At 67.5% G+C, this 26,158-nt stretch carries 21 protein-coding genes and 1 pseudogene; 13 read left to right on the top strand and 9 right to left on the bottom strand.

The window, feature by feature from the left end:
* Positions 1-16 precede the first annotated feature (16 nt).
* Complete coding sequence (locus tag ACQY39_RS05375; protein WP_428504113.1) at positions 17-5,656, bottom strand: CHASE domain-containing protein; 5,640 nt, start codon at positions 5,654-5,656, stop codon at positions 17-19.
* A gap of 282 nt (positions 5,657-5,938) precedes the next feature.
* Between ACQY39_RS05375 and ACQY39_RS05370 the strand changes: the two genes are divergently transcribed.
* From ACQY39_RS05370 to ACQY39_RS05340, 7 genes and pseudogenes are all read left to right on the top strand, one after another.
* Positions 5,939-7,852, top strand: coding sequence for a response regulator (locus tag ACQY39_RS05370; protein WP_428504111.1), 1,914 nt, complete (start codon positions 5,939-5,941; stop codon positions 7,850-7,852).
* Between the two features lie 217 nt (positions 7,853-8,069).
* Complete coding sequence (locus ACQY39_RS05365; RefSeq protein ID WP_428504109.1) at positions 8,070-8,432, top strand: DUF1801 domain-containing protein; 363 nt, start codon at positions 8,070-8,072, stop codon at positions 8,430-8,432.
* A gap of 8 nt (positions 8,433-8,440) precedes the next feature.
* Positions 8,441-8,953: a GNAT family N-acetyltransferase gene (locus tag ACQY39_RS05360; protein WP_428504107.1), complete on the top strand. Its 513-nt coding sequence runs from the start codon at positions 8,441-8,443 to the stop codon at positions 8,951-8,953.
* Positions 8,953-9,504 (top strand): GNAT family N-acetyltransferase, encoded by a 552-nt coding sequence (locus ACQY39_RS05355; protein WP_428504105.1) that lies wholly within the window; start codon positions 8,953-8,955, stop codon positions 9,502-9,504. Before ACQY39_RS05360 ends, ACQY39_RS05355 begins: the two co-directional genes overlap by 1 nt.
* Before the next feature lie 68 nt (positions 9,505-9,572).
* A complete protein-coding gene (locus ACQY39_RS05350) occupies positions 9,573-10,232 on the top strand; it encodes a flavin reductase family protein (protein WP_428504103.1) in 660 nt (219 codons plus the stop codon).
* An 83-nt stretch (positions 10,233-10,315) separates the two neighbouring features.
* A pseudogene (locus ACQY39_RS05345) lies at positions 10,316-10,747 on the top strand (GNAT family N-acetyltransferase); the annotation flags it as partial.
* A 108-nt stretch (positions 10,748-10,855) separates the two neighbouring features.
* A complete protein-coding gene (locus ACQY39_RS05340; RefSeq protein ID WP_428510726.1) occupies positions 10,856-11,284 on the top strand; it encodes a GNAT family N-acetyltransferase in 429 nt (142 codons plus the stop codon).
* A 19-nt stretch (positions 11,285-11,303) separates the two neighbouring features.
* Here ACQY39_RS05340 and pepF read toward each other — a convergent pair whose 3' ends face one another.
* On the bottom strand, positions 11,304-13,193 hold the full coding sequence (pepF, locus tag ACQY39_RS05335; RefSeq protein WP_428504101.1) for an oligoendopeptidase F: 1,890 nt from the start codon (positions 13,191-13,193) through the stop codon (positions 11,304-11,306).
* Positions 13,194-13,441: 248 nt separating this feature from the next.
* Between pepF and ACQY39_RS05330 the strand changes: the two genes are divergently transcribed.
* Entirely contained in the window at positions 13,442-16,330 is a 2,889-nt protein-coding gene (locus ACQY39_RS05330) for a DUF3857 domain-containing protein (RefSeq protein ID WP_428504099.1), read from the top strand.
* A gap of 10 nt (positions 16,331-16,340) precedes the next feature.
* Positions 16,341-16,733 carry a VOC family protein gene (locus ACQY39_RS05325; protein ID WP_428504097.1) on the top strand — a complete coding sequence of 131 codons (393 nt, stop codon included), beginning with the start codon at positions 16,341-16,343 and terminating at the stop codon, positions 16,731-16,733.
* Between the two features lie 46 nt (positions 16,734-16,779).
* Here the strand turns inward: ACQY39_RS05325 and ACQY39_RS05320 are convergent, their stop codons facing one another.
* Positions 16,780-17,721: a diguanylate cyclase domain-containing protein gene (locus ACQY39_RS05320; RefSeq protein ID WP_428504095.1), complete on the bottom strand. Its 942-nt coding sequence runs from the start codon at positions 17,719-17,721 to the stop codon at positions 16,780-16,782.
* Positions 17,722-17,869: 148 nt separating this feature from the next.
* Here ACQY39_RS05320 and ACQY39_RS05315 point away from each other — a divergent pair, with 148 nt between their 5' ends.
* Complete coding sequence (locus tag ACQY39_RS05315) at positions 17,870-18,232, top strand: nuclear transport factor 2 family protein (RefSeq protein WP_428504093.1); 363 nt, start codon at positions 17,870-17,872, stop codon at positions 18,230-18,232.
* Here ACQY39_RS05315 and ACQY39_RS05310 read toward each other — a convergent pair.
* The 3 genes from ACQY39_RS05310 to ACQY39_RS05300 form a co-directional block, all read right to left on the bottom strand.
* Complete coding sequence (locus tag ACQY39_RS05310; RefSeq protein ID WP_428504091.1) at positions 18,225-18,773, bottom strand: hypothetical protein; 549 nt, start codon at positions 18,771-18,773, stop codon at positions 18,225-18,227. The two genes, ACQY39_RS05315 and ACQY39_RS05310, sit on opposite strands and share 8 nt — an antisense overlap.
* Before the next feature lie 126 nt (positions 18,774-18,899).
* Positions 18,900-19,352 carry a GNAT family N-acetyltransferase gene (locus ACQY39_RS05305; RefSeq protein WP_428504089.1) on the bottom strand — a complete coding sequence of 151 codons (453 nt, stop codon included), beginning with the start codon at positions 19,350-19,352 and terminating at the stop codon, positions 18,900-18,902.
* A gap of 20 nt (positions 19,353-19,372) precedes the next feature.
* The gene (locus tag ACQY39_RS05300; RefSeq protein ID WP_428504087.1) at positions 19,373-22,087 is read right to left on the bottom strand and encodes a patatin-like phospholipase family protein; all 2,715 of its coding nucleotides are present in this window, start codon (positions 22,085-22,087) and stop codon (positions 19,373-19,375) included.
* A gap of 271 nt (positions 22,088-22,358) precedes the next feature.
* On the opposite strand from ACQY39_RS05300, the gene modB reads away from it, so the two are divergent.
* From modB to ACQY39_RS05285, 3 genes are read left to right on the top strand one after another with little or no spacing between them, the layout of a single operon-like run.
* Entirely contained in the window at positions 22,359-23,030 is a 672-nt protein-coding gene (gene modB, locus ACQY39_RS05295; protein WP_428504085.1) for a molybdate ABC transporter permease subunit, read from the top strand.
* Positions 23,027-23,725, top strand: a complete 699-nt coding sequence (locus tag ACQY39_RS05290; RefSeq protein ID WP_428504083.1) for an ABC transporter ATP-binding protein — start codon at positions 23,027-23,029, stop codon at positions 23,723-23,725. The genes modB and ACQY39_RS05290 overlap by 4 nt, the downstream gene beginning before the upstream one ends.
* Positions 23,722-24,687 carry a LysR substrate-binding domain-containing protein gene (locus ACQY39_RS05285; RefSeq protein ID WP_428504081.1) on the top strand — a complete coding sequence of 322 codons (966 nt, stop codon included), beginning with the start codon at positions 23,722-23,724 and terminating at the stop codon, positions 24,685-24,687. Before ACQY39_RS05290 ends, ACQY39_RS05285 begins: the two co-directional genes overlap by 4 nt.
* Before the next feature lie 5 nt (positions 24,688-24,692).
* Here the strand turns inward: ACQY39_RS05285 and ACQY39_RS05280 are convergent, their stop codons facing one another.
* Genes ACQY39_RS05280 through ACQY39_RS05270 form a run of 3 tightly spaced genes read right to left on the bottom strand, consistent with a single transcriptional unit; the run spans position 24,693 to position 26,149 of the window.
* Entirely contained in the window at positions 24,693-25,109 is a 417-nt protein-coding gene (locus ACQY39_RS05280; RefSeq protein ID WP_428504079.1) for a TerB family tellurite resistance protein, read from the bottom strand.
* Between the two features lie 33 nt (positions 25,110-25,142).
* Positions 25,143-25,412, bottom strand: coding sequence for a zf-TFIIB domain-containing protein (locus ACQY39_RS05275; RefSeq protein ID WP_428504077.1), 270 nt, complete (start codon positions 25,410-25,412; stop codon positions 25,143-25,145).
* Positions 25,413-25,432: 20 nt separating this feature from the next.
* A complete protein-coding gene (locus ACQY39_RS05270) occupies positions 25,433-26,149 on the bottom strand; it encodes a Bax inhibitor-1/YccA family protein (protein ID WP_428504075.1) in 717 nt (238 codons plus the stop codon).
* Between the last annotated feature and the right edge of the window lie 9 nt (positions 26,150-26,158).

Genomic DNA, 26,158 nt, shown 5'->3' with positions numbered 1-26,158 from the left:
GGGTGCGAGCATAGCGTCAGACCCCCACCTGATCCGAACCATCCGGGTCGGGGCCAGAGATCTGCTCGATCAAGCGCAGAGCGCCACTGAAATCCAGATCCTGGACCGCTTCACGCACCACGCGCAGTGGGTCGCGGCCCCACAGCGCCTCCAGTGCAGGGGCGAGCTCTTGGAAGCGCGGGCCGGCCGAGAGGTCCTGCTGGCGCAGCAAGTCCAGCCACTGCGCCAAGTCTGCCGCCGGGGGCGCGGCAACGGCGACCGAGGACGGCGCGGCCTCCTCACGCAACAGGGCGTCCTGCTCGGCGCGCTCATGCAAAAGCAAGACCGGCCGGGCCGCTTGCTCCAGGTCCTGCAAGCCCTGCTCCAAAGCCAGCAGGGTCGGCTGCACAGCAGCAGGCTGAGCCCCGGCGCGCAAGGCGTTCTCTGCCTCTCCCGCGAGTCGGTGCACCTCCCGGACGCCCAGCAGACCTGCGGAGCCGCGCAGCTTGTGAAGGCGAGCCACCAGCTCCGCCCCCTGCGCTTCTGAGCCATCGGCCGCGCTGAAGCGGGCCGCACCGAACTCACGCAGCAAACGCTCCAGCATGCGCAGGAACAGCGCCGCATCCTGGCCCAGCCGATTCGCGGCGTCCGGTCCGTCCACCCCGGCAATGTCCGGCCAGTCCGGTGGCAGTTGCCGCGCCGGTACAGCGCGCGGCAATTGCAAGGGCGCCCCGCGGGCCGCCTCGACGGCCGTTCGCAAGGCACGCACCAGGATCTGCGGATCCAAGGGCTTGGTCAAAAAGTCGTTCATGCCGGCCGCTACAGCGCGTTGCCGCTCTTCTTCAAGCGCGCCCGCCGTCAAGGCCAGCACCGGCAGCCGGTCCAGGCCCAGCTCACTGCGAATCAAGCGGGTCACCTCGTAGCCGTCCATCTCCGGCATCTGCACATCCATCAATACCGCGTCAAAGAGTGCCGGTTCGCGGCGCAGCAGAGCGAGTGCATCGTGACCACCGTTTGCTGTCTGCACGATCGCTCCATCGCGCTGCAGCAGACGCCGCGCGACCTCCAAATTGATGTCGCTGTCGTCCACGACCAGGACATGAATCCCGGCCAGCCACTGCGAGTCGATGGCGCTGGTCCGGGTGGATCGAGCCACACGGTCCGTGCTGCCGGTGTGGCGAGCGACGCTGTGGTTGACGGCATTGAACAGTTCGGAAGGGCCCACCGGCTTGGTCAGGATTTGATCGACCAGGTGATGGTGGTCCTCGGCCTCAACAGCACTGCGCTCCTGCGCTGAAATCACCAAGGTCGCCGGCAAACGTGCCTTGCCGACTTCGTTGACCAGCATTTCCAAGGCCTGCAGGCCATCGAGCTCGGGCATCTGCCAGTCCACCAGCAAGGCATCCGGGGCGGCTTGCCCCAGAGCCGCGATGCGCTTGCAATATTCGACAAGGGCCACGCCGGAACTCAGCTCCAGGGCGCTCCATCCCAGGGCGCGACACATGCCCGCGAGAATCCGGCGGTCATCGGGGTTGTCATCGACCACGACGACGTCCAAGCCCGCAGAACCCCGGGTCTGGGCGGCCAAATGCGCCTCCTCCGCCTCGACGAGCGGCAGACGCAAGTAAAACTCGCTGCCGCGCCCCAGCTCGCTTTGCAAGCCCACCTCGCCGCCCATCAAGCCCGCCAGCTTGCGAACGATGGACAGGCCGAGACCTGTGCCACCAAAACGCCGTGTGGTCGATGCGTCGGCCTGCACAAAGGGGTCGAACAACTTGCCCTGGGCTTCGACACTGATGCCCACCCCGGTGTCGCGGACACGCCAGCGCAGGAAGGGGGCGCCATGGTCCTCGGCGGCCGGCTCGCGCTCGACCTCGATGGACACGCCTCCCTGCGCGGTGAACTTGATCGCATTGCTGATCAGATTGACCAGAATCTGGCGCAGACGCAGCTCGTCAACCATCAGCACAGGCGGCAAGGCATCCAAGCCACACAGCTCCAGTGCAATGCCTTTGGCCTGGGCCTGCGGGCCGAAGATCTGCGCCAGCTCATCCAGCAGGACCCGGGGGTTCATGGGCGCCGCCTGCACCGACATTTCGCCCGCTTCGATCTTGGACAGGTCCAGCACATCGTTGATGATGCCCAGCAGCGAGCGCGCGGCAATGTGCAATTTGTCCAACAGCTGCCGCTGGTCGGCATCCAAGGGCGTGCTGTCCAGCAAATGGGTCACCCCGATCACCGCGTTCATCGGCGTCCGGATCTCATGGCTCATATTGGCCAGGAACATGCTCTTGGCAGCGCTGGCCGCCTCAGCGGCAACCTTGGCCTGGCGCAGGACCGATTCATTCCACAGACGGTCGGTGATGTCTTGGGCGATGCCAAGGTAGCCGACAACGCTGCCCTGCTCATCACGTATGGCGGTGACCACCAGCGACACCGGCACGGTGTTGCCACCCTTGCGCACATAGGTCCATTCATGCTGCTCGGCACCCTGCAGCTCGGCCTTGTGGACGAAGACCCGGAAGCCCGAGATCTCGACACCGTATTCATTCGAGAGCTCCAGGCCGCGCGCCACCACTTCAGCGGGCAGATGCAAGGGCGCGGGTGAACTCCGCCCGACCATTTCTTCGGCCTGGTAGCCGAGCAGTTGCTCGGCGCCTGCATTGAAGAGGGTGATCATTCCCTGCGCGTCTGTGGCGATGATGGAGAGCTCCGTCGCAGCCCGCAGCACGCCGGCGAGCAAAGCCGCCAGCCGCTTGAGCTCGAGCTCCGCGTGTTTGATGGCATTGATGTCCTGGTGCGTGCCGTACATCCATTCAGGCTCGCCGTCGGCCTTGCGTGTCACGAGCTGGCCGCGCGACAAGACCCAGACCCAAGAGCCGTCCTTGTGACGCATGCGAACTTCAATCGAATAGTGCTCGTCCAAGCCGGCGAAATGGCGCTGCAGCAGCGCGCCGGACGCCTGCAAGTCATCGGGATGAACCAATGTGGCCCAGGTCTCGATGTTGAGGGGCATCAGCTCATCAAGGCGGTAACCCATGATGTCGGCCCAGCGCTCATTGAAGACGGTTTCACCCGTCGCGACATTCCACTCCCAGGTCCCCACCCGGGTGCCCAGCAGAATGTTTCGCAGGCGCTGCCGCTCCTGAGCCAGGCTCGCGGTTCGCTCCTGCACCTGCTGCTCCAAGGTGCGATTGAGCTCCTCGATCTGAGCCTGCGCCTCACGTTCGCTGGTGACATCGCGAAGGCTGGCCGAATACTCGCCGCCCGCCAGAGCCGACAGCCGCATGCAAACCCGCAAGCGCCGGCCATCCTGGCCGCGGCATTCGAATTCGCTCAAGGAGAGCGCCGTCGCGCCATCGGCGTCCAGAGATGGCCCCGCCCCGACCGGCGCATCGATCAAGCTGAAGAGCGGCTGGCCGAGCGCCGACGCTTCGCTGAGGCCGAACAACTGCACGGCCCCTTGATTCCATGAACGCACCCGGTACTGAGCGTCGAGGGCAATGATGGCGTCCAAGGATTGGTCGACGATGGTCGCGAGTCGCAAGCGCTGGCCCTTCACCTGCAACTGCCGCTGCACCCCGCCCCAGTACAAGTACAGCAGGAGCCAGGAAGCCGAACCGGCCAGCAAGGGCAGCAGCAGATGCTGGCCGAGCGCCGCCCAGACCGCGCTTTCCAGACGCTGCAAAGGCAGGCTGGCGGTATAGGACAAAGTGCCCGTGCTGCTGCCGGCATTCGGACTCACCAGCGCATTGGCGCTGACCACCAAACCATCCGGGCCCGCCCAAGTTCGCAGGCGGTCCACCGCGGGCACGTGCGCAGGAAGCGCCGCCGGCTTGAACTCATCCTGCCAGCGATATCGAGCACCCAGGTCGAAACCGAAAGCCCGGCCAGCGTCCGGATGCAAGAGGTAGTCCTCAGCCCCATTCATGACGCGCAGTTCGACACCCTCGGGGACCGATTTGAGGGACTCCTTGAGTCGCTCGCTCACGTCCACGTTGACGACAATGATGCCGAAGACCTGCCCCGTCGCCCGGTAGACCGGTGTCGCGTAACGAATCGTCGGCCGATGGGGCTGCTCCAGCTGGCCGTTTTCCCGATTCAAATCCAGGTCCGAGATCCAGACCTCGCCCTGTGCCAGTCGTGAAGCCTGCTGCATCAAGGTGCGATCCACCTTGGCTTGCAAGCTTTCTTGGGACACAGCCACCACATCCTGGCCGCTGCGCTCCACGCGCACCAGCTCTCGCCCGCCCTCCGCCACGCTGATGAAACGCGCCTGGTAGACCTCGGGTGAAGACTTGATGTGAGCGCGCAGGATCTGCTGCATGCGCGACTCCCAGGCCTTTCGGCTGGACCCATCCCAGGGGTCGATACCGGTCGCCGACGCCCGCAGCAGCCCCTGAACCGGTGGTGTTTCAGCAAGGAACAACATGATCTTGCGTCGCGAGACCTGCGCCGCCTTGAGCCGCTCGGCCCGCTCGTCCGCCAAGCCCGTCAAGGTGCGAAGCGCCTCGTCCATTTGCAGCCGCCATTGAAACTGGTAGCCCAATCCGGCGTAGACCAGCAGGAAGCACAGATAAGCCAGACCCGCCCAGCGCGCCAGCGGACTCCCCAGGAAGCGCCACAGCGTGACCTCCGCCGCAGCGCCGTCGATCGCGGCGCCGTCCGTGAGCCCCCCTCGACGCGCCTGCAGAAGTTGCCAGACCAGCAAGGCCAGCAGACTGGACGCGAGCACAGCCGCCGCCCCCACCCAAGCCAGGGAAGTCGGTCGGGCGGCGGCGGCCAGAGGCTCCAGCGCGCGCGACTGGAGCACCCAGCGGCGGCCGAACAGAGACAGCTCGCGACTGAGCTCAGGCAGGCCAGCAAGTGCAGGCGCTCCGTCGCGCTGAGCCGAATCAAAGAAAGCCTGCGTTTCGCTGGCATCGGTCAAGCGAATGCCGATTTCCTGCAGCTGAAGACCGAGCGAAGCCAACACATCGTCGACCAACAAGGGGGCATAGCTCCACGCGACGACCGAGGCAGTGCGCGCCTCGGGGGCGTGCACCGGCGCCGCTGTACCGTAGATCGGCAAAAAGGCCAGAAAGCCGCGCCGTGGATGATCTCCCGACTGAACCAGCGTGATCGGAGCCGTCAGCTGGACGGTGCCTTCACGGGCGGCAGCCAAGGCGGCCTCACGGCGCTTGACCTCGGAGGCCACATCCAAGCCCATGGCGCCTGGGTTGCTGTCAGTCGGGTGGATGTATTGGATGACAAAGCGCTCGCCCCCATGCGGCTCCAACTGGCGAATGCTGAAGTCAGGCGCACCATCCGAACGAGCCTGAATCAAGAAGCCAGCCTCATCGGCGGGCGCCAGGCGACGGATCAGGCCGAAGCCGCGGGCCCCAGGAAATTCGCGAGCCGGGTCACGGGTCTGGTGGTAGGCCTCGAACCGGGTCCGCGTGAAGGCCTCCACGCCGGACGCCACCACGGCGCCGCGCAAACCGCGCAAACCATATTCGTACATCCCGAATTTGCGCGTCACCAGGCCGGCCACCTCATCGGTCAACTGGGCATGACGCGACTGCATCAACTGCTGATTGGCCTGATGGATCCACACACAGAGCCCGGCACTCAGCACCAATCCAACCACCCAGGTGAGGCAGGCGGCCAGCCGGGGCTTGTTCGTGAGCAACAACATGGGCTCCAACTTTCTACAAATGCGGTGAGGCGTCCAGCGCCCAATCGACCGCTAGCCTAACTGATGGGACGGTCAGCCAAAGGCCAAAATGAGCGGCCATGCTGCCAGCGCTGCAGTGCCTGCCCTCAATTCACCTAGACTCAAATCCGCCGGGAAGCCGGGCGCGCGTCCTCCACTCGAGCCCCGGCAGCCACGGCAGCTATCAAGCTGCACAGACGCAAGGTCGCTCGAAGCAAGGCCCTTCGCCTGCTTGAGAGCATCCGCGCACCCAGGGAGTCACTGATGAATCGCCCCGAACTCCTCCTTGTCGATGATGACCCCATCGCCATCGAGGTACTCAGCCACATGCTCAGTGGCTTCGCCCGACTGCGCTTCGCGCGAACAGGCGCAGAAGCCCTGCGCCTGGCGCGCGAGCACTGCCCGGACCTCATGCTGCTCGACGAAGAGATGCCGGGCATGAGCGGCCTGGAGGTGCTGCAGGCCTTGCAGGCCGACGCGACCCTGAGCCGCTTGCCTGTGATCGTGATCACCAGTCACCGTTCGGCGGAACTCGAAGCGGAAGTGTTCGCACGTGGCGCGGTCGACTTTCTGCCCAAACCTTTGTCCACGCCGCAGGTCTTGTCACGGGTCCAGGCGCAGCTGCGCCTGAAACGCATCGCCCTTCACGCCGAGCGGATGCCGCCGTCCTTCCCGCCACCGAAAGACGCCTCGCTGCTGGTGGTCGACGACGACATCGGTGCGATCCAGACCCTGCAATCAACGCTGCAAACCCTGGTGGGGCGCATCCGCTTCGCCACCAACGGCGCGCAAGCCTTGGAACTCATGCTGGAAGACCCGCCCGATCTGGTGCTGATGGATGTGCAGATGCCGGGCATGGACGGCTTCGAAGTGTGCCGGACCATGACGGCGGATCCGGTGCTGAGGCAGATTCCGATTGCACTGCTGACCCGTTTTTCCGATGTTGAAAACGAGGCCAAAGGCCTGGACGCAGGCGCCACCGACTTCATCGCCAAGCCCTACCAGGTGCCGGTCCTCATCGCCCGCGTGCGCAACCTTCTGCGCATCAAACATGAAAACGACCAAGCACTGCGCGCACTGAGTGAACACTGGCAAAGCCTCGGTGCCGAGAGGGTCGCCGATATCGTGACCGAGGCCTCCGACGCCATCGTGAGCCTGGATGCCGCAGGCCGAATCGTTTTGATCAACAAGGCCGCATGCCGGCTGTTCGGCGTCCATCGCGAAGCGGTGCTCGGGGAGCACGCCAGCGCCGTGCTGGCCGACGCTCAAGCCCTGCTCGATTGCGCGACAGCAGTCAATGCCGGGAACAGCGGCAAGCCGGCCCCCTTGCTGAGGCTCACGCCAAGCGATGGGGTCGAGCGGCTGCTGGAACCCAGCAGCTTCCGCATCGGCTCCGACGAATCCGGTGTGACCACCTTGCTGCTGCACGATGTCACGGCGCGCGAAAAGGCCAGGGAAGCCGAACTGGCGCGATCGGAGGCCGAAGCGGAAAGCCGCACCAAGTCCATGATGCTGGCCTACCTCGCCCACGAGATCGGCAACCCGCTGAATGGCATTCTCGGTTTCGCTCAGCTGATCGATTCGGATCCACAGCACGCCCTTCACCCCGTGCAGCAAAAGCGTTTGACGGGCCTGCTGGCTGCTGGCTGGCACCTGCAAGCCCTGTTGCAGGACGTCATGGACCTGAGCCGACTGGAGGGCGGGCAGTTCGTCGTCCACACGGCCCCTGTCGACGCTTGCAAGGCCGCTCAGGCTGCGCTGGCAGCAGCCACGGCCCAGGCCGAGTTGGCCCAGATCCAAGTCGAGCTGCAGCAATGCCCCGCCGACACGGTCGTCATGGCAGACGCCGGCCGGCTTCAGCAATGCCTGATCAACTTGCTGTCCAACGCCATCAAGTACAACCGGAAGGACGGGTCCGTGACGCTGCGCGTCAGCGTGTCGGAGCAGACGGTCCAGTTCGCGGTCGTGGACTCGGGCTTGGGCATGAGCCCCGATCAGCTGACGCACCTGTTCGAGCCCTTCAACCGCCTGGGGCGGAGCGAAAGCAAGATACACGGCACGGGCATCGGGCTCGTTGTCACCCGCCTGCTGGCACTGGCCATGGGCGGCAGCTTGGACGTCGCGAGTGAGCAGGGAAAAGGCAGCGTGTTCACACTGAACTTGAAGCGGGGCATCTGAGGCACGCGCGGCCGCACGCTGCCGTCATGACCCCGAAAGCCAGGTGTTGCGGGTGCACTCACGGGGCCCAGTTTCATGGGGCGCACGGGCACGGTCGCCATTCGCGTGCCGCTGGCCGAGGGTGCAGCGCATGGCTGTCAGAGCGACGGCTGCTGCCATCACGCTGGCAGCAGACGCGCGCTAGCATTCAGGCCACACAGACCACCGGAGCCCCGACATGGCCACCCGATCGATTGAACACTGGCTCGAAGACATCCGTCTGCTGAACGAGGACGGCCACAGCATTGCCGTGGCGCTGCGGGCCTTGCTGAAGCGGGAGTTCAAGCCGCTGGAGGAGGAGATCAAGTACGGCGGCATCTTGTTCGCCTGTGGGCCGACGCAGTTCTGTGGCGTGTTTGTCTACAAAGAACATGTCTCGGTCGAGTTCGGGCACGGCGCGGCCATGCCGGACGAGTTCGGCCTGCTGGAAGGCAGCGGCAAGCTGCGCCGGCACCTGAAGCTGCGAACCGAGGCCGATATCGAGGCCAAGCAAGTGAGCCACTATCTGCGACTGGCTCTGGCCGCAGCCGAGGGCCGATGAAGCAAGCCATGCTGAGCACCCCACGCCTGGCCATCCGCCACCTGACCCTCGCCGACGCCGGCTTCATGCTGCGCCTGCTCAACGAGCCCAGCTGGCTGCGCTTCATCGGCGACCGCGGCGTGCACACGCTGGAAGACGCCGAGCGCTATCTGCAACAAGGTGCGCTGGAAAACTACGCGCGCCTGGGCTTCGGCTTTTGCGCGGTTGACCTGCGCGCCAGCGGTGCGACCGTGGGCATGTGCGGCCTGACCCAGCGCGACTATCTGGACAGCCCCGACATCGGCTTTGCCTTCCTGCCCGAGCATGCCGGCCAGGGCCTGGCCTTCGAGGCCGCCAGCGCGGTGCTGGCGCATGCACGCGAGACGCTGGGCCTGCGCCGCATCCTGGCGACCACACGCCTGGACAACCAGGCCTCGCAGAAACTGCTGCTCAAGCTCGGCCTGCAGTTCGAACGCATCATGCGCAGCCCCGACGGCAGCCGCGATCTGCAGCTCTACGCCTGGCAGGCGAGCGCATCCTGATGGCCCGGCCCGCCCTCATCAGCCTGCGCCCGGCCCAGCTGGCTCGCGACCGCGCGGCCTTGCTGCAGCTGAACACCGAGTACATGCGCTGGGTGATGGAGCAGTTGCAGCAGCATCTGGGCGTGTCCACTGAGCAAGCCCTGGGCATGCCCTTGGCGGACTATGTGGCGAAGCATCTCGATGAGATCTGCCAGCCCCCAGGCGGCCGCTTCTACCTGGCCTACCTGGGCGGCGAGCTGGCCGGCATGGGCGGCTTGCGCGCCTTGACGCCTGGGCTGGGCGACCTCAAACGCATCTACCTGCGCCCGGCCAGCCGCGGCCAGGGCCTGGGCGAAGCCTTGGTGAAGCAGTTGATCGGCGATGCGCGCAGCCTGGGCTTGCAGCAGCTCTGCCTCGATTCCGCGCCTTTCATGGCGGCGGCGCATCGCCTGTACCGGGCGCAAGGGTTTCGCGACGCTGGACCTTACCCCGGCGCCGAAGTGCCCGAGCATCTGCACCCCGGCTGGCGCTTCATGACGCTGGATTTGAGCGGACCGCAAGAAGCGGGCTGACGGCGCCGCCGTTCGCGGGAAGACTGGCAACTCCACATCGGCGCAGCCCGCGCCAGGAGCCACACGCCATGCACCGCACGATCGAACCCGCCATCCACTACTGGGGCACGCCCGTCGTCCTGATCAGCAGCCTGAACGAAGACGGCAGCGCCAACTTGGCACCCATGTCTTCGGCCTGGTGGCTGGGCTGGAGCTGCATGCTGGGCCTGGATGCCAGCTCGCAAACCCTGCTCAATCTGAAGCGCCAGGGCGAGTGCGTGCTGAACCTGGCCAGCACGGCCAATGCCGAGGCCGTCAACCGCCTGGCCCTGTGCACCGGCACGCACCAGCTGCCCCTGCACAAACAATGGCTGGGCTACCGCCATGTGGCGGACAAGCTCGGCGAAGCCGGCCTGAGCGCACAGCCCTCGGAGCAGGTGGCGCCGCCCCGGGTACGCGAATGCCAGGTGCAGCTGGAAGCCCAGGTGGTGGACATCCGCCCCTTCGGCACGCAGGACCCGCGCCTGCCCATCGCCAGCTGCATGGTCGAGCTACGCCTGCTGCGCACCCATGTCGACGAGGCCATCCTGCAAGGCGCGCAGTCGGAGCGCATCGATGCCGAAGCCTGGCAGCCGCTGATGATGAAGTTCCGCCAACTGCACAGCAGCGGGGGCCAGGTCTTGCCTTCCCGCCTGGCGCAGGGGCCGGAGGAACGCTATGCCCCGTGGAAGCTGCGGCGCGCCTCCTGAACTGGGCCAGCGAGCAGCCATGAAAGAATCGCTAGACCCCTCTATCTGACCTTCGCGGCCCAGTCATTTCGGCCCCAACGCTCATGCTGATCCCCACGCTCCACACCGACCGTCTGACCCTGGAGCCACTGAGCGCCGATTGCGCCGCGCTGTACGAGCGCTTCTACACCGACGCCGAGGCCTCGGCCTTCTACAACGGGCCGCTGAGCCCGGCCGCCGCCTGGGCGCGCCTGGCGTCCGATCTGGGCAGCTGGCATCTGCAGGGCTTCGGGGTCTGGGCGCTCAGGCTGCGGCAGCCCGACAGCCAAGGCGAGTTGGTCGGTGTCTGCGGTTTCTGGCAAGGCCAAGGCTGGCCGCGCGAGCTGACCTGGTGGCTGCTGCCCGAGTTTCGCGGCCGCGGACTGGCGCAGGAGGCCTCGGTGGCGGCCATCGCCCATGCCTACGAGCAGTTCGGCTGGGAGCAGGTGCAGACCTACACCAAGGATGACAACCACGCGGCGCGCCAGCTGGTGCAGCGGCTCGGGGGTCAGGTCTTGCGCCGCGAAACCTTTCCCGACGGGGTGGAGCGCAGCCTCTACCTGCTGCCCCGGCCCGTGCCTGGCCAGCCCTGCGCGCCCGCACACCTGCAGCTGCGGCTCAGCGAAGAAGCCGACGAAGCGCTGCGCCAGGCCATCGTCCAGCCCCTGGTGGCCTACAACCAAAGCCATGCCGCGCCCAGCCAAAGCCGGCCGCTGGTGATCAGCGTTATCGATCCACGCAGCGGCGCCGTGCTGGGCGGGCTCTGGGGCTACACCTCCTATGGCTGGCTGTTCACCCAGCTGCTGGTGGTGCCCGAAGCAGCCCGCGGCCAGGGCCTGGGCCGGCGCCTGCTACAGATGGCCGAGGCCGAGGCGCAAGCGCGCGGCTGCCACGGCGCCTGGCTGGACACCTTCGAGTTCCAGGCCCGCGGTTTCTACGAGAAGCAGGGCTACCGCTGTTTCGGCGAGCTGCCGGACTACCCGCAGGGCGGCTCGCGCTTCTTCATGCAGAAGGCATTGCCGCCCACCGTCTGAAGCGCGGCGACCACCAGCCTTACTTCTTCGCCAGCAGCGTCTCCAGCTGGTCGATGGCCCGGTTCATGCGGCGCAGCAGGGCGCGGTAAGGCTCGGGCGTGGCCAGGTCCAGGCCGGCGGCTTTGGTCAGGGCGTAGGCATCGGCCGAGCTGCCCGACTTCAGCAAGGTGAAGTAACGCTCACGCAGCGCGGTGTCGCCCTGGCCAATGCCCTCGGCAAAGAAGGCCGCGGCGCTGACGCAGGTGGCGTACTGGTACACGTAGAAATCGCGGTAGAAGTGCGGGATGTAGGCCCACTCGATGCCGTAGAGCGGGTCGATCTTGACCACGTTCTGCGCGTCGCCGTGGTAGCGCTTGAGCAGGCCCAGGTAGATCTGGCTCAAGCTTTCGCCGGTGACGGCCTCGCCTTTTTCCACCGCCTCATGCGAGGCCAGCTCGAACTCCGCAAACATGGCCTGACGGAAGAAGGTGCTGCGGATGTTCTCCAGCTGCTGGCTCAGGGCGAAGATTTTTTCCTCGCGCGTCTTGGCGTTGGCGATCATGTAATCGGCCAGCAGCAGCTCATTGGCGGTGGACGGGATCTCGGCGATGAAGGTCGAGTAGTCGGCCGTCTCGAAGGGCTGGTTGGCGTTCGAGTAGACCGAGTGCATGGCATGGCCCCACTCATGGGCCAGGGTGGACATGCCCAGGTAGTCGCCGTTGTAGCTCATCAGCAGGAAGGGGTGGACGTCATAGGCCGCGCCGTTCATGTAGGCGCCCGAAACCTTGCCGCGCTGCGGCACCGAGTGCATCCAGTTCTGCTTGAAGGCCGCGGCCAGCTTGCCCGTGTACTCGGCGCCCAGCGGCTGCAGGGCTGCCAGCGTCAAGCGTTCCGCCTCGGCCTGGCTGTACTCACCCGAGGGCTTGGCGAGGGGCACATACATGTCCTGGTAGCCAGCCTTCTTCAGGTCCAGCACCTGGCTGCGCAGCTTCAGATAGCGGTGCAGCGTCGGCAGGCCGGCATTGGCTTCTTGCACCAGGCTGCGGTAGACCGCCTCGGGGATGTTGTCGCTGCCCTGGGCCATGGCCACGCTGCTGGGGTAGTTGCGCGCCCGGGCCATGAAGACGGTGCCGCGCAGATTGGCGGCGTAGACCGCGCCCAGCGTGCGCTCGTACGCTTTGTAGACCGGCCAGAAGGCCTTGAACACCTGCTCGCGCACTTTCGGGTCGGCGTCCGAGCGGTAGGCGGTGTACTGCTCCTGGTCCAGCACCACCTCCTTGCCGCGGATCTTGATCTTGGGCCAGGGCAGATCGGCATTGGTCAAGAGGCCGTAGATAGCGCCGGGCTGCTGCAGGGGATCGGCGGCGCCGGCCAGCAAGGCCTCTTCCTTGGGGCTGAGCGTGTGGGCGGCCAGGCGCAGCATGGTGCGCAGGCCCTGACGGTGCTTGGCCAGGCCCGGCTCGGCCGCCAGATAAGCCTCCACCTTGACGGAACCCATGGCGCCCACCTCGGCGCTGACGAAGGACGCCGCCTCGCCGAACTGGTTGCCCACCGCATCGGCCAGCTGACGGCGCGCCTGGGCCTCGCTGTTCTGGGTGTTCTCGTCGGCCTTCTGGAAGGCATAGGACTGCAGGCGATTCAGGCGCAGGCGCAGGGCCGAGATCTGGTCCAGGCCAGTGCGCAGGCTTTGCGCGCTCTGGCCCAGCGTGCCCTGCAAGGCCTTGACCTTGGGCAGCTCGGCCAGCAAGGCCAGGCGCTCGGCGTCCCAGGCGGCGTCACTCGCGTAGAGCTGGCTCAGGTCCCAGACCTGGGTGCCGGCCGCGCTGGCCTGAGCCTGCTTGGCCGCGGGCTTGGCGGCGGCCTGGGCGGGCGCGGTGGTTTGCAGCAGCATCAAGGAGGCGGCGGCGAGAGCAAGAGCGGTACGTTGCATGGCGATGAGCTCCGGAAGGCGGAGCTGACAAATGTGCGGAGGCCCGAATTGTGCGCGGCGCGGCCATGACAGCCGCAGGTCACAGCGGGAGAACCCCTAAGCCCACCGGCCGCACCCGCCTGCACGCCGACACAGCCGGCCGACATAATCGCCACCCAGCACAGCAAGCCGGCAGCGGGCCGGCCAGGTGCGCAGGCCAGGGAGAGGCTCGTTCATTCATGCAGCACACCAGCACCACACACCGGTTCATGTCATTCGCGCGCTCCGGCAGCATCCAGCTGAGCCTGAGCGCCCTGGCTCTGTTGAGCGCCACCAGCAGCAGCAGCTGGGCCCAGACCCAGCCTCCGGCGGCCAAGGCCGTCAGCGCAACCAGCGCCAGCAAGGCCAAGGCCCCCAAGACAGCCAATGCGGCCCCGGCTGCCCAGGCGAGCGAGGGCTTCAGCATCTCGCCGGCCCCGGCCTGGGTGCTGCCGCTGCAGCCCGAGGCCAGCACCGGCCTGCCCAGCGCACCGCTGCAATTGCTGCTGATTGACAAGCAAACCCGCATCGAGCCCACCGGCACCGTGCGCTACCAGCATGTGCTGCGCCAGATCAACGAAGCCTCGGGCCTGCAAAAAGGCGCGCAGATCGAGCTGGACTTTGACCCCAGTTTCCAGAAGCTGCAGTTCCACCGCCTCGAGGTCTGGCGCGACGGCAAGCGCCTGGACCGGCTGGACCGCAAGCGCATCAAGCTGCTGCACCGCGAGCCGCAGCTGGAGCGCCAGATCATCGACGGCCGCATGACCGCCTCCATCGTGCTGGAAGATCTGCGCGTCGGTGACCGGGTCGAGTGGGCCATCTCCCTGGTGGGCGACAACCCGGTGTTCGGCGGCAAGTTCGTCGATCAGGAATGGACCAGCTCCAGCGGCGGCCCGGTGGGCCTGGTGCAGCTGCGCCTGCTGAGCCCGGCCGAGCGCAACATCCAGCACCGCGTGGCCGAGCCCAGCGTCGAGGTCAGCAGCCGCGTCGACGGCGCCTGGCGCGAGACCCTGTTCAAGCGCCGCCTGGTGCCGCAGTTCCATTACGAGGAAACTTTGCCGATCGGCGTCATGGTCAAGGACCAGGTACAGCTCAGCGAGTTCGCCAACTGGGCCGAGGTGGCCGGCTGGGCCGAGCAGCTGTTTGCTAAGGCCATGCTGCCGGCCGAAGCGCTGGACGCCCAGGCCCGCGAGATTGAAGCCCGGGCCCAAACGCCCGAAGAGCGCCTGCGCCTGGCCCTGGACTTTGTGCAAAAAGAGATCCGCTACTTCGGCACCGAGATCGGCGCCAACTCGCACCAGCCCGCCCCCACCGAACAGGTGCTGCGCCAACGCTTCGGCGACTGCAAGGACAAGGCCGCCCTGCTGGTGACCCTGCTCAAGAAGCTGGGCATCGAGGCCACGCCGGCCCTGGTGGCCGCCAGCCTGCGCAGTGATGCCGCCCAGCGCCTGCCCAGCCCCCTGGCTTTTGACCACGCCATCGCCGCCGTGCAGCTGGGCGAGCAAACGCTCTGGCTCGACGCCACCCGCGGCCAGCAGCGCGGCGCCCCGGCCGAGCGCCAATCGGTGGGCCTGGGTGTGGGCCTGCTGGCCAAGGCCGGCAGCAGCGAGTTGAGCCGTCTGCCGGCCGCTCGTGAGGCCCTGCGCCTGGAAACCGTGGACACCTTCAGCTTCCCGCGCCTGGACCAGCCCGGCACGCTGCGCAGCGTCAGCACCTACCACGGCGATATGGCCGAGTGGATGCGCGAAGCACGCGCCGCCCTGCCGGCGGCCGACTTCCGCAATCTGCTGGCGGCCGAGACCCTGCGCTTTTACCCCGGCCTGACGGTGGACGGAGAGCCCGAGCTCAGCGAACTCGATGGCCGCAATGCCTTGCGCGTGGAGCTCAAGTACCGCAGCGGCGAGTTCTGGACCTTCCCCGAAAAACGCTGGCTGGCCGGCCCCATCGCCCTCCCCAGCCTGGTCGCCCAGCTGCGCCTGCCCGACCAGACCCCGCGCACCCAGCCCATGCGGCTGGCGATGAACGGCCGCTACCTGCACACCGTGCGCTACGAGTTTTCCGAGCCGCTCTACAGCCAGCCCAGCGACAGCCGCTTCGAGGAACGTAACGAGCATTTCGAGCTGCGCCTGCGCTACCGCGGCGAGCCCAAGATGCAGCAGATCGAAGGCGAGCTGCGCCTGCAGGCCGAGCAGGTGGCCGCCGGCAAATGGAGCGCCTACCGCGACCAACTCAACAAGGTGGCGCCGCGCCTGGCCAACACCATCACCGTGCCGGTGCTCGGCGCCGACGACCTGGCCGGCCTGCGCCGCGACATGACGGCCCTGACCGACCGCATGCGCAAGGGTTCGCTCAAGGTGCTGACCGAAGCACAAGGCAGCGCCCATGCACGCCTGCTGATGATGGACCGCGTCCTGGCCGCTGACCGCCTGCCACCCAAGCTGCGTGCGGCCGCCCTGGTCGAACGCGCCGTCCAGCTCGACCACCTGGGCCAGTCCGACCGGGCTCAGACCTCGCTCTACGACGCTGCGCAGCTGCACGACGAATCCCCCGAGGTGCACGCGGCCCTGGCCGTCAACGCCCTGATGCAGCGCAAGGACGAGCAAGCCGTCAGCCACGCCGAGCGCGCCCTGGCCCTGGCGCCCAACGACACCGGTGTGCGCTACACCCGGGTCTACGCCCGCTACTTCGGCGGCCAAGTGCAAGAGGCGCAGAAAGAGCTGCAGGAGATCCTGCAATCGGGCAGCGAGGTCGAGCGCGGCTACGGCAGCATCTGGCTCTATCTGAGCAGCCGCAAGCTGGGCCAGGACGGCCTGGCCGCCATCCGCGAGCTGCGCCCCAGCGGCGACAAGCCGGCCTGGCCCTACCCTGTGCTGCAGATGCTGCAGGGCAGCCTGGACCTGGACGGCGCCCTGGCCATGGCGCGCGAAGGCAAGCCCGAAGCGCAAGCCGACCGCGGCCGCGACTGCGAGCTGTACTTCTACGCCGCGCAAAAAGCCCTGCTCGACCAGGACCTGCCCAAGGCCCGCAACTACCTGAAGAAGAGCCTGGCCACCGGCGTGGTCGAGTTCAACGAATACAGCATGGCGCAGCGCGAGCTGGATCGAATCGGCGCTCGCTGAAAAGGCGACCGTGTTCTCCCACATCACCGTCGGCGTCAGCGACTTCGACCGCGCCCTGGCCTTCTACCGCCCGCTGATGGCGGCCCTGGGCCAGACCGAACGCTTTTGCGAGCCCGCGCGCCCCTGGGCCGGCTGGCAATCCAGCCCCGGCCCGCGGCCCCTCTTCGTGATCACCCGTCCCTTCAACGGCCTGCCGGCCCTGCCCGGCAACGGCGCCATGACAGCCTTCCTGGCCGCAGACCGGGCGACGGTACGCCGCGCCTACGCAATCGCCCTGGCCCAAGGCGGGCAATGTGAGGGCGCACCCGGCCTGCGCCCGGACTACCACCCCGATTACTACGGCGCCTACTTCCGCGACCCGGATGGGAACAAGCTGTGTGTGGCTTGCCATGAGACCGAATAGGGCTCTGCACGGCTGAAGGCAACGGGCGCCGCACTGCGGCAGCAGCTCACCCCGCCCACTGCCACCGGTCCCGCCCCGCCGCCTTGGCCTCATAGAGCGCCACATCGGCGCGGCGGCAGAGCTCGGCGATGCAGTCGCCGGGGCGGGCCAGGGTCAGGCCGGCCGAAGCGGTGTAGCGCATATCCGCTTGATCGGGCTCCAGGGGCGCGGCCTGGCGCGTGCGTTCGAGCAGGCGCTCGACCACGGCCTGGGCCTGCTCGGCGCTGACGTCGACCAGCAGCAGCGCGAACTCCTCGCCGCCCATGCGGCCGCAGGCGTCAACACGGCGGCTGCAGGCCTGCAGCTGGCGAGCGAAGTCGCAGATGACGGCGTCACCGGCGGCATGGCCGAGGCTGTCATTGATGCGCTTGAAATGGTCCAGGTCCAGCAGCACCACGGCCATCTGGCCGGCGCCGATCTGCACGCGGCTGAGCTGCTCCTGCATCTGTTGCAACACATGGGCGCGGTTGCTGATGCCGGTCATGGCGTCGGTCTGGGCGGCGCGCAGGGCGCGGTCGCGCTCCTGGCGCAGGGTGCGGCCCTCGATCTTGAGCGCGGTGATGTCACTGGCGCTGCAGAGCATCCAGCCTTGCGCGTCCATGGTCTCGGTCATCCAGATCCAGCGTCCGTCGGTCAAGTCGGCCTCGAAGGCGCGGAAGGGTTGCTTGCCGCGGCGCGAGGCGGCGCCGGCCAGCCAGGCCTCGGGGTCGGTCGCGTTGACCTTGCTGCCACGGCCGCTGGCCAGGTTGCGCTTCATCATGTCCAGCCAGCGGGTCTGGCCGTCGGGGCGCACATCAAAGGCCTGGCAAAAAGCCGGGTTGGCGAAGCGCAGCACGTCGTGCTCGTCAAACACGGCCAGCAACTGGGGGCTGGCTTCATGCAGCGCCAGCAGGTGATGGGTGAACGGGGCCGGATCGGGCGAGGCCTGATTGAGAGGGTCGGCGTCCATGGTCGATGCAGGCAAAAGAAGACAAACAGCTGTGCTGCCATCTTCGCCGCAAACACCCCGCTGTGCGGAAGCCGCCCGCCAAACTCGTGCAGTTCGACCCGAGATGGAGAATTCGGGGCCGCCTTCGGCCAGACACCCTGCTGCTGCCATGACGAACAATCTTGCCGCCCTCATCGAGCAATTGGAGACCCAGCGCACCCAGGCCCTGGTCGCCAAGGACCTGGCCACAGCCGAGCGCCTGCATGCGCCCGACTACCAGCTCATCACGCCCGGCGGCAGCAGCTACGACAAGGCCGGCTATTTGCAAGCCGTGGCCAGCGGCGATCTCAACTACCTGGGCTGGCAGATCGAGTCGCCGCAGCTGCGGCTGGCGCCCACCATGGCCTTGATCCGCTACCGCGCGGCCCTGGAATTTGCCAGCGGCACGGTGCGCTGCTGGCACACCGATACCTACGAACTGCGCGACGGCCAATGGCTGGCCGTCTGGTCGCAGGCCACGGCCATCAAGTAGTGGCCGACACTTCGGCTCGTTGTTCTTCCGCGTTCACCTGCTCGGCCAGGCTGTGCGCGCAAGCCACCAGGCGCGGCAAGGCCGAATGCGGCAGCACGGTCTGCAAATGCTGGCAGACCCGCAGGGCATAGCGGGGCCGGGTCAACGCGGCCAGGCGCTCCAGCACCAGGTGCAGGGCCGCCATCAATTCCTCTTCATTGCCGCTGGTGTGCACCAGGGCAGCCAGAGTCTGGGCCTCGGGGCCGCGGATCATCTGCAGCACATCGACGATGTACATCTTGGCGGCGGCCGAAGAGCGCCGCTCGGCCGGGGCTGTGGCCCGGGCAGCAGCGGCAGCAGCGGGCTGGGCGAGGTTCAGGAAGCCCAGGCCGGCGAGACGCTCCATGGCCGCCGCGCCACCCACGCCCACCATGCCGGCCAGTTCCTGGAACGCGCGCTCGCCATTGGCCAGCACCAGGATCTGGCGGTCGCGGGCGTTCAGCGCGGGGTCGCGCAGGCGCAGGGCCTCGCGCCCGGACTCGGTCTTGCGGGGGAACTTCATGGCGGAGGCGCTCAATGCGGCAGCTGTGTTTCATGAACCAGCCACCAAACGTGCCCAGCAGCACGGGGTCGCCAGTCTCAGCCGCGCCTGTGACGGCGGCGTGAAAGGCAGACGCGAACCGGGCGCTCAGCGCACCAGTTGCAAGAGCGCCAACATGTCCTCGCCTTCCTCATCGAGCCCCTGCTCGACAAAGCCATGGCGGGCATAGAGCCGACGCGAGCCTTCGTTGTCCGGGTGGTAGCAAATCTCGAGCTCGCGCACCGCCGGGTCGGCCGCGATCTCACGAATGGCCGCCTGCAATGCCAGGCTGCCCAGGCCTCGGCCCTGATGCGGCAGTGCAATCATGAAACGCCAGATGGACACGCGCTGCGCCGACTGCGGCACCCACATCATGAAGCCCACCAGATCCGTCCCAGCCTGGATGGCACGCACCTGATAGCCGGGGTTGTAGGCCGCCTCCAGCAGCGACCAGGTGTTGCTGGCCAACATGGGCTTTTGCGCCTCGCTCAGGGGCAGGTCGCAGATGGCCTCGTAGTTGTCGCGGGTGACGGGGAGCAGGCTGACGAGGGATGCGTTCATGGGCAGGTGCACTTTCAGGTTCAGTCGGTCTCGGCTCGAGCGTTCACCCCGGTGCCGCGCCGCGCCAGCCACAGCAGGGGTCGCGTCAGCAGGCTGTGGCCCAGCCAGGCCAGGGTGGAGACCATGAATACCAGCAAGAACGGCGCGGCCAGCCAGGCCAACAGCCAGTTGCTGGGCATGAACAAGAACCCGCCCGCATAAACCAGCCAGCCGCGGTAATAGCGCAACTCGCGCAGGCGCGTCGGTATGCTGCGGCGCCACCAGTCCTGCAAAAGCCAGGGCTGTGGCGGCGGCAGGCCGAACTCGCGAGCCCGCGCGCGCACCGCGCTGCGCCCCCGCACCACCAGGTACAGCAGCAAGCCCAAGCCCACAGGCACGAAGGCCCAGCCCTCGGGCACCAGGTAGCGCCACCAGCCCGGCTGCGCCTCGCTCAGTGTTTGCTGCAAAGCCGGCAGCAGGGTCTGGGGCAGCGCGGCCGCGAGCAGCTCGGCCGGCCCGAGCAGCAGCAGGGCCGCGAGCGGCAGTAGCAGGAGCACGGCCTGCCAAACCGGCCCCGCGGCCGCCAGCAGACGCAGAAAGCGATGGTGTCCGGCGCGCAACAGGCGCTCCCGGCGGCGCATGGCGGCAGCATCGGCAAAAGGCGGTTCGTAGGGCGCTGACGGTCCATGCACCCAGCCGGGGTGATGGGCCAATGGTGATCCGATTTGCCGCAAGAGCCCCAGGTTCCCCTCGGCCTGCAGATAGCCCTGACGGATCAAGGCCTCGGCCTCCAGATCGCTGAAGGCATCGAGGTCGGTGCGCAGCCGGGCCAGCAGGCGGCGCTCGCGTTCGTCGGCAAGGCGCAGGCGCGTGGCTGGTGGCAAGGTCTGCTCAGCCTCGGGCGAGCGCCCGGCGTGCGCGGTCTCTTCCATCATCTGCCGCCCCCGTTGCCCGGGCACGCCGGATTCGATGCGGAAGTTGATCACGGCCTTGAGCGCGCGCATGTTCAGGAACTCTTGCGCCTGCGGACTCAGCCACTCCAGCGCCAGCCGCTCGCTCAGGCGCTGGCGCTCGCGCAGCTCATGGCGGAAGAGATTGAGTGGCAGCTCGGACAGGATGGCCGTCAGCCGCGTGCTCAGGCCCAGTCGGCCGACCGAGGCCTCTAGCTGCTCGGTCTCGAAAATGCCGCCGGGGTCGCTGGCGATGATGAGGTTGCACTGCTCATCCAGCAGCGCCATCGTGCCCATATTGTCGAAAACGCCGCCGTCGGTCAGGCCCGGGGTGCGCACGCGGCGGTCATCGTAGAAATCGGACAAAAGATAGGGTGGGAACACCGGCGGAAACGCCGCCGAGGCTGTCACTGCCTGGGCCAGGGGCAGGGCATCCCACTCGGACTCGGCTCGCGGCGAGACCATCCAGGCGCCACGGAGCTTGTAGACCTCCAGAACGAGGCGACACAACTCCGCCAGCGCCATCGTTTGCAGGGGGCGCTGGCTGAACTCCTTGCCGCGCCCCACCAGGGCCACCCGGACGCGCGCGCCCAATTCCTGGTCAAGCCCTGCGAGCGCCTCCCAAAAACGCTCCCGATGCTGCTCGGGAGACAAGCCGTCGTCGACCCGGGGGTCGCGCTTCGCGCCCACGGTCAAGAACCAAGCGGCCGTCTTGAGCAGCCGCAAACGCCCAGCCTCGGCATCGCTGAAGGCCTGCACCAGCGCCAAGGTCTGGGCAGGTGCATCGTACCCTCGCCCTTGCAAGCACCAGCTCAAAGCCGGGACCAGACCACTCAGCGGCGCGACATCCCCCTGGCCCCAGCAGGCGAGCACGGCATCGGCCCAGGCTCGATCGCCAGGCAGCAGCCTTGGCTGCGGCAAGTCTGGATCATCGGGATAGAGCAAGCGCTTGCGTGTCAGCAGCTGGTCGCCAATCTCCTCATAACGTAGATGGCCAAAGTACCACTCCCCCAGCTCCGCATGCGAGAACCAGAATCGTGCACCCGAGTTGAGCGAGGTGGCGTTGATGATCAAACGGGTCAGAGCCGATCCCGGCAGAGCACCATGGGCGGACTCCCACAAGGCCTGATGGTTGTAGTTCTCCGACCCACCCGCCAGAGTCGAAGCTGGTGCACGCAGACGCAAGGCACGAATGGAAATGCCCCCGTCCCACGACCTGGGCACCTGGCCGGCCGCGCGCACGGCGACAGCGTGCAGCTGATGCCAAAAGACCCGACAGGCCGAGCGCGCCTGTTTCCAGGGGCGCTGCCATGCGCGGATCACGGGCGGTGGCGCTGGATCCTGGTAGCCCGTAGCGCGGACCCGTTGCACCGCGTCGGCCAAGAGTTCGCGCTCATAGATTTTGGCCATGGCCGTCGCCAGGGAAGAAGGCCCGAGCAGAACCCAGACGAGCTTGAACGGGTTCATCAGCAAGCGTGTGCGCAGATTGCGCTGCGCCGCGCGGCACATGTCATGCTCCACGCGCAGCACCAGCTGCAGATACTGGTCGCGGCTCAGCCCTGCCTCGCGCGGCGGCAGGTGCGCCAGATCCGGCTGCTCCAGCTCCGCCTTCAGATGCATCAGGTACAGCGCGCCCACCACCGAGCCCCCGGACACCGTGGACAGCACCTCGACATAACGTAGCAGGTCCAGCTCTGCCAAGCGGCGCAGCACGCCGACATGGAACAGCGAGGCACGAAAGCCTCCGCCGGCCAGGGCCAGGCCGAGTTTGTGGCGCGGTGGGCGGTGCGAAGTCAAATCACTCATGGCTGGCTGGATGGATGGATGGATGGATGGCGCTCATGCATCAACTCCTCGGGCCGCGACTGTAAGGCCTGCAGCCAGGCACAGCAGCCCCCAAGAACTCACTGAGGGAAATCACGGTTAGCCCTGACGGGGCCTGCGCCCCTGCGCCGCCGCGTGCCACGCCGTGCAAGGCCGCCCGCTGGTGGACTCCAAGCGGGCATGCAGGCCTGCGCTATATTGCGCCGCACCCCGCCGCCACTTTCTCTCGGATTCGCCCTCCCCGCCCCTGCCCATGGATGCCGCCTGGATCGCCCTGGCCCTGTCGCTCAAAGTAGCGGGCTGGGCCACGGCCGTGAACTTGGTCCTGGGCACGGCGGCCGGCTACGGCCTGGCGCGCTGGCGGCGCTTTCCGGGGCGCGAGCTGCTCGATGCGCTGCTGACCCTGCCCATGGTGCTGCCGCCCACCGTGCTGGGCTACTACCTGCTGGTGCTGCTGGGCCGGCGCGGGCCCATCGGCCATTGGCTGGACACGAATCTGGGTATCCAGCTGGTCTTCACCTGGCAGGGCGCGGTGATCGCTGCGGCCCTGGTGTCCTTCCCGCTGGTGATGAAGTCGGCGCGGGCCGGCTTCGAAGGCGTGGACGCGCAGCTGGAGCAAGCCGGCCGGGTGCTGGGCCTGGGGCCCTGGGCCCTGTTCTTTCGCGTCAGCCTACCGCTGGCCCGACGCAGCCTGATGGCTGGCCTGCTGCTGGCGTTTGCGCGGGCCCTGGGCGAGTTTGGCGCCACGCTGATGTTGGCCGGCAGCATTCCCGGCCAGACGCAGACCTTGTCGATCGCCATCTACGAGGCGGTGCAAGCCGGCCAGGACGAGAGCGCCAACTTCCTGGTGGCCCTGAGCTCCATCGTTTGCGTGGCGGTGCTGCTGGCGGCCGGCCGCCTGATGCCGGCGCGGAACACGCCATGACGCAGCCGCCCTTTTTCGACGTGCAGATCGAGCAACAGCTGCACAGCCGCCGCGGCGGCACTGCCTTCCGGCTGGAGCTGGCTTTCGAGAGCCAGCAGGCGCGCACCGTGCTCTGCGGCCCCTCGGGCGCCGGCAAGAGCCTGACCCTGCAGGCGATTGCCGGGCTGAACCGGCCCGACCGGGGCCGCATCCGCTGCCGGGGTCAGGTCTTGTTCGACAGCGTGCGCGGCATCGACCTGCCCGCAGCGCAGCGCGGTTTCGGCTATCTGTTCCAGGACTACGCCCTGTTCCCCCAGCTCGATGTGCGGCAGAACATCGCCTTCGGCCTGAGCAAGGGCTGGCTCAACCCCTCGCGGCGCGCACGCGACCCGCGCGTCGAACACTGGCTGCAGCTGTTCGAGCTGGACCGCGTGGCCGGCCAGCGACCCGAGCAGCTTTCGGGCGGCCAGCGCCAACGCACGGCCCTGGCGCGCGCCCTGGTCGGCGAGCCGCAGGCCCTGCTGCTGGACGAGCCGTTTTCGGCGCTGGACCCGGCCCTGCGCGGCCGCCTGCGCGAAGAGCTGGATGCGCTGCTGCAGCGCCTGCAGATCCCCATGCTGATGATCACCCACGACCCCGAAGACCTGGCCTTCTTCGGTGGCCTGGCGCTGCAGCTGCACGCCGGAAGCCTGGTCGGCAGCGAGGCGCAGCCATGAACCTGTTCGTCTCGCTGAAGTACCTGGTCGCGCTGGACGACCACAAGCATTTCGGCCGCGCCGCCCTGGCCTGCCACGTCACCCAACCGGCGCTCTCCAATGCCTTGCGGGCGCTGGAGGAAAGCTATGGCACGGCCATCGTCAAGCGCGGCCGCAGCTTCGCCGGCTTCACCGAAGAAGGCGAGCGTGTGCTGGCCAGCGCGCGCCGCACCTTGCGCGAGCAAGAGCTGCTGCAGCAGGAGCTGGACAGCCGCAGCGGCTCGCCCTGCGGCCATCTGTTGATCGGCTCCGTGCCCACAGCCATGCCCATCGCTGCCCGCTTCGTCGCGCGGCTGCAGGCGCGCCACCCGGGGATTCGGCCGACGCTGCGTTCGATGAGCTCGGTCGAGCTGGAGGCTGGCCTGGAAAACCTGGCGCTCGACTTGGCCCTGGGCTACACCGAGCGCATGGAACAAAGCCGCGCCCAGCTGCGCGTGCTGCCCCAGTACACCGAGCACTACTTTCTGCTGCAACAGGCCCCGGCAGAGCCGAGCACTGCTGGCCTGCAGATCGGCGCCGAGATGCGCTGGCAGGATGCCGCCGCCCAGCCGCTTTGCCTGCTCAGCGCCGAGATGCACAACCGCCGCATCGTCGACCGCGCCTTTGCCGAGGCCGGAGTGCCGAAGGTGCAGGCGGCGATCGAATCCAACTCCACCGGCGCCTTGGTTGCTTGCGTGGTCGCCGGCCAGGTCAGCAGCGTGCTGCCCGGCGCCCTGCTCGGCGAACTCCAAGCCTACGGCCCCGCCCGCTGCGGCCTGCAAGCGCGGCCCCTGGTGGCGCCCCAGGTGGCCGTGCCCATCGCCCTGATGCTGCACCAGGGCAGCCGCCCCTCACGCACGCTGGAAGCGGCCTTGGCGCTGGCCGAGGACCCGGCCTGGTTGGCGGAGGCGGCGCAGCACAGCGGCTTGTTGCAGGGGCGATGAAGCCTTCAGTTTGGGACGGTCGGTCGGAGCATCTCGCGGTGCAAGCCCCAATGTTCGACTGCGGCGACGAGCACGGTCGATTCGCCCTCGTCGACATGGGCGTCGGCCTCTGCAAGTGCAACACAAACGCGCAACAAGGTCAGCCGCAGCGCGGGGTCTTGGATCTCGCCCATCAGGTCGGCCAGTGTGCGTTCGTCCACCGGGCAGGCGCCGGCCCATTGCAGCTGGCCGCTTGAAAGCAAGTCTTCGCAGAAGGTGTCCATCAGTGCGTGCAACTCATGCCGCGCCAGGCCCAGCTGCTCATGCACGGCCAGACGGTCGAGCCACTCGATTTCGGCGGCGCCAATGTCGCCGTCGGCCACCACCGTCAGGGCGACGATTCGGGCGGCGGCTTGCGGGCTGTTCGCGGGATAAATGCGCATGATGGGTCTCCTTTGGGTGCTGTCGGTCGCGGATCAGTCGAAGATATTGCTCAGCCAGGATTTCTTCCGGCCGCCCTGCGGGCTTCGGCCATGCTCGTAGTCGGAATCCTGGAACTGAGGCTGTGATCGGGCCGCACCGTCGCCGGACGGCGTCGACACTGCTGCCGTGGCCGAGCGCTCGATCAACTTGTCGAGTTCGCCTCGGTCCAGCCAGACGCCGCGGCATTGCGGGCAGTAGTCGATCTCGACGCCCTGGCGATCGCTCATCACGAGTGCGGTGTCGGTACAGCTGGGGCATTTCATGGTGTGCTCCTGGTGCAGGTTCATTCGTCCGAGCCGCCGAAGCCGAACAGGCTCAACAGGCTCGTGAACAGGTTGAAGATCGAGACGTACAGCCCGACGGTGGCCAGCACATAGTTGCTTTCGCCGCCGGTGACGATGCGACTGGTCTCGAACAAGATCAGGCCGGCCGACAGCAGCGCCACCATCGCGGCCACGGCCAGGCCCAGCGCCGGAATCTGCAGGAACACCGCAGCCAAGCCGGCAATCAACGCGATGACCATGCCGGCGAACAGGAAGCCGCCCATGAAGCTGAAGTCGCGCCGGGTCGACAAGACCCAGGCCGACAAGGCCAGGAAGGTGGCGCCCGTGGCCGCCAGAGCCAGGGTCACGACTTGTGCTCCGCCGGGCAGCGCCAGCGATTGGGTCAGCACCGGCCCCAGCGAATAGCCCATGAAGCCCGTCAGCGCAAACACCGCCGGCAGGGCCCAGCCGCTGTTCTTGAACTTGTAGACGGCAAAGAGCAAGCCGAAGTAGCCGCCCAAGGTGAGCAGAAGGCCCGGCGCCGGCAACTGGAACGCCACGCTGGCAGCGGCGATGGCCGCGCTGAACAGCAGCGTCATCGACAGCAAGGCATAGGTGTTGCGCAGCACACGGCCCGCAGCGGCGACATCCGTGGGTGTCGCGCTGCCTGCGGCGACCGGCGCCGAATGCATTGCATCCGGGCGAGCGGTCACGGGGATGGGGAACTTGGAATTCATGGTGTCGAC

The sequence above is a fragment of the Roseateles sp. genome, assembly GCF_965262435.1.
In the GTDB taxonomy this organism is placed as follows: Bacteria; Pseudomonadota; Gammaproteobacteria; order Burkholderiales; family Burkholderiaceae_C; genus Paucibacter_A.
This window is presented reverse-complemented; position numbering and strand designations above follow the sequence as displayed.

Bases quoted from the DNA above. Each gene is read 5' to 3' on its own strand.
- ACQY39_RS05375 (WP_428504113.1), bottom strand. From the start codon at position 5,656: ATGTTGTTGCTCACGAACAAGCCCCGGCTGGCCGCCTGCCTCACCTGG.
- ACQY39_RS05370 (WP_428504111.1), top strand. From the start codon at position 5,939: ATGAATCGCCCCGAACTCCTCCTTGTCGATGATGACCCCATCGCCATC.
- ACQY39_RS05365 (WP_428504109.1), top strand. From the start codon at position 8,070: ATGGCCACCCGATCGATTGAACACTGGCTCGAAGACATCCGTCTGCTG.
- ACQY39_RS05360 (WP_428504107.1), top strand. From the start codon at position 8,441: ATGCTGAGCACCCCACGCCTGGCCATCCGCCACCTGACCCTCGCCGAC.
- ACQY39_RS05355 (WP_428504105.1), top strand. From the start codon at position 8,953: ATGGCCCGGCCCGCCCTCATCAGCCTGCGCCCGGCCCAGCTGGCTCGC.
- ACQY39_RS05350 (WP_428504103.1), top strand. From the start codon at position 9,573: ATGCACCGCACGATCGAACCCGCCATCCACTACTGGGGCACGCCCGTC.
- pepF (WP_428504101.1), bottom strand. From the start codon at position 13,193: ATGCAACGTACCGCTCTTGCTCTCGCCGCCGCCTCCTTGATGCTGCTG.
- ACQY39_RS05330 (WP_428504099.1), top strand. From the start codon at position 13,442: ATGTCATTCGCGCGCTCCGGCAGCATCCAGCTGAGCCTGAGCGCCCTG.
- ACQY39_RS05320 (WP_428504095.1), bottom strand. From the start codon at position 17,721: ATGGACGCCGACCCTCTCAATCAGGCCTCGCCCGATCCGGCCCCGTTC.
- ACQY39_RS05315 (WP_428504093.1), top strand. From the start codon at position 17,870: ATGACGAACAATCTTGCCGCCCTCATCGAGCAATTGGAGACCCAGCGC.
- ACQY39_RS05310 (WP_428504091.1), bottom strand. From the start codon at position 18,773: ATGAAGTTCCCCCGCAAGACCGAGTCCGGGCGCGAGGCCCTGCGCCTG.
- ACQY39_RS05305 (WP_428504089.1), bottom strand. From the start codon at position 19,352: ATGAACGCATCCCTCGTCAGCCTGCTCCCCGTCACCCGCGACAACTAC.
- ACQY39_RS05300 (WP_428504087.1), bottom strand. From the start codon at position 22,087: ATGAGTGATTTGACTTCGCACCGCCCACCGCGCCACAAACTCGGCCTG.
- modB (WP_428504085.1), top strand. From the start codon at position 22,359: ATGGATGCCGCCTGGATCGCCCTGGCCCTGTCGCTCAAAGTAGCGGGC.
- ACQY39_RS05290 (WP_428504083.1), top strand. From the start codon at position 23,027: ATGACGCAGCCGCCCTTTTTCGACGTGCAGATCGAGCAACAGCTGCAC.
- ACQY39_RS05285 (WP_428504081.1), top strand. From the start codon at position 23,722: ATGAACCTGTTCGTCTCGCTGAAGTACCTGGTCGCGCTGGACGACCAC.
- ACQY39_RS05280 (WP_428504079.1), bottom strand. From the start codon at position 25,109: ATGCGCATTTATCCCGCGAACAGCCCGCAAGCCGCCGCCCGAATCGTC.
- ACQY39_RS05275 (WP_428504077.1), bottom strand. From the start codon at position 25,412: ATGAAATGCCCCAGCTGTACCGACACCGCACTCGTGATGAGCGATCGC.
- ACQY39_RS05270 (WP_428504075.1), bottom strand. From the start codon at position 26,149: ATGAATTCCAAGTTCCCCATCCCCGTGACCGCTCGCCCGGATGCAATG.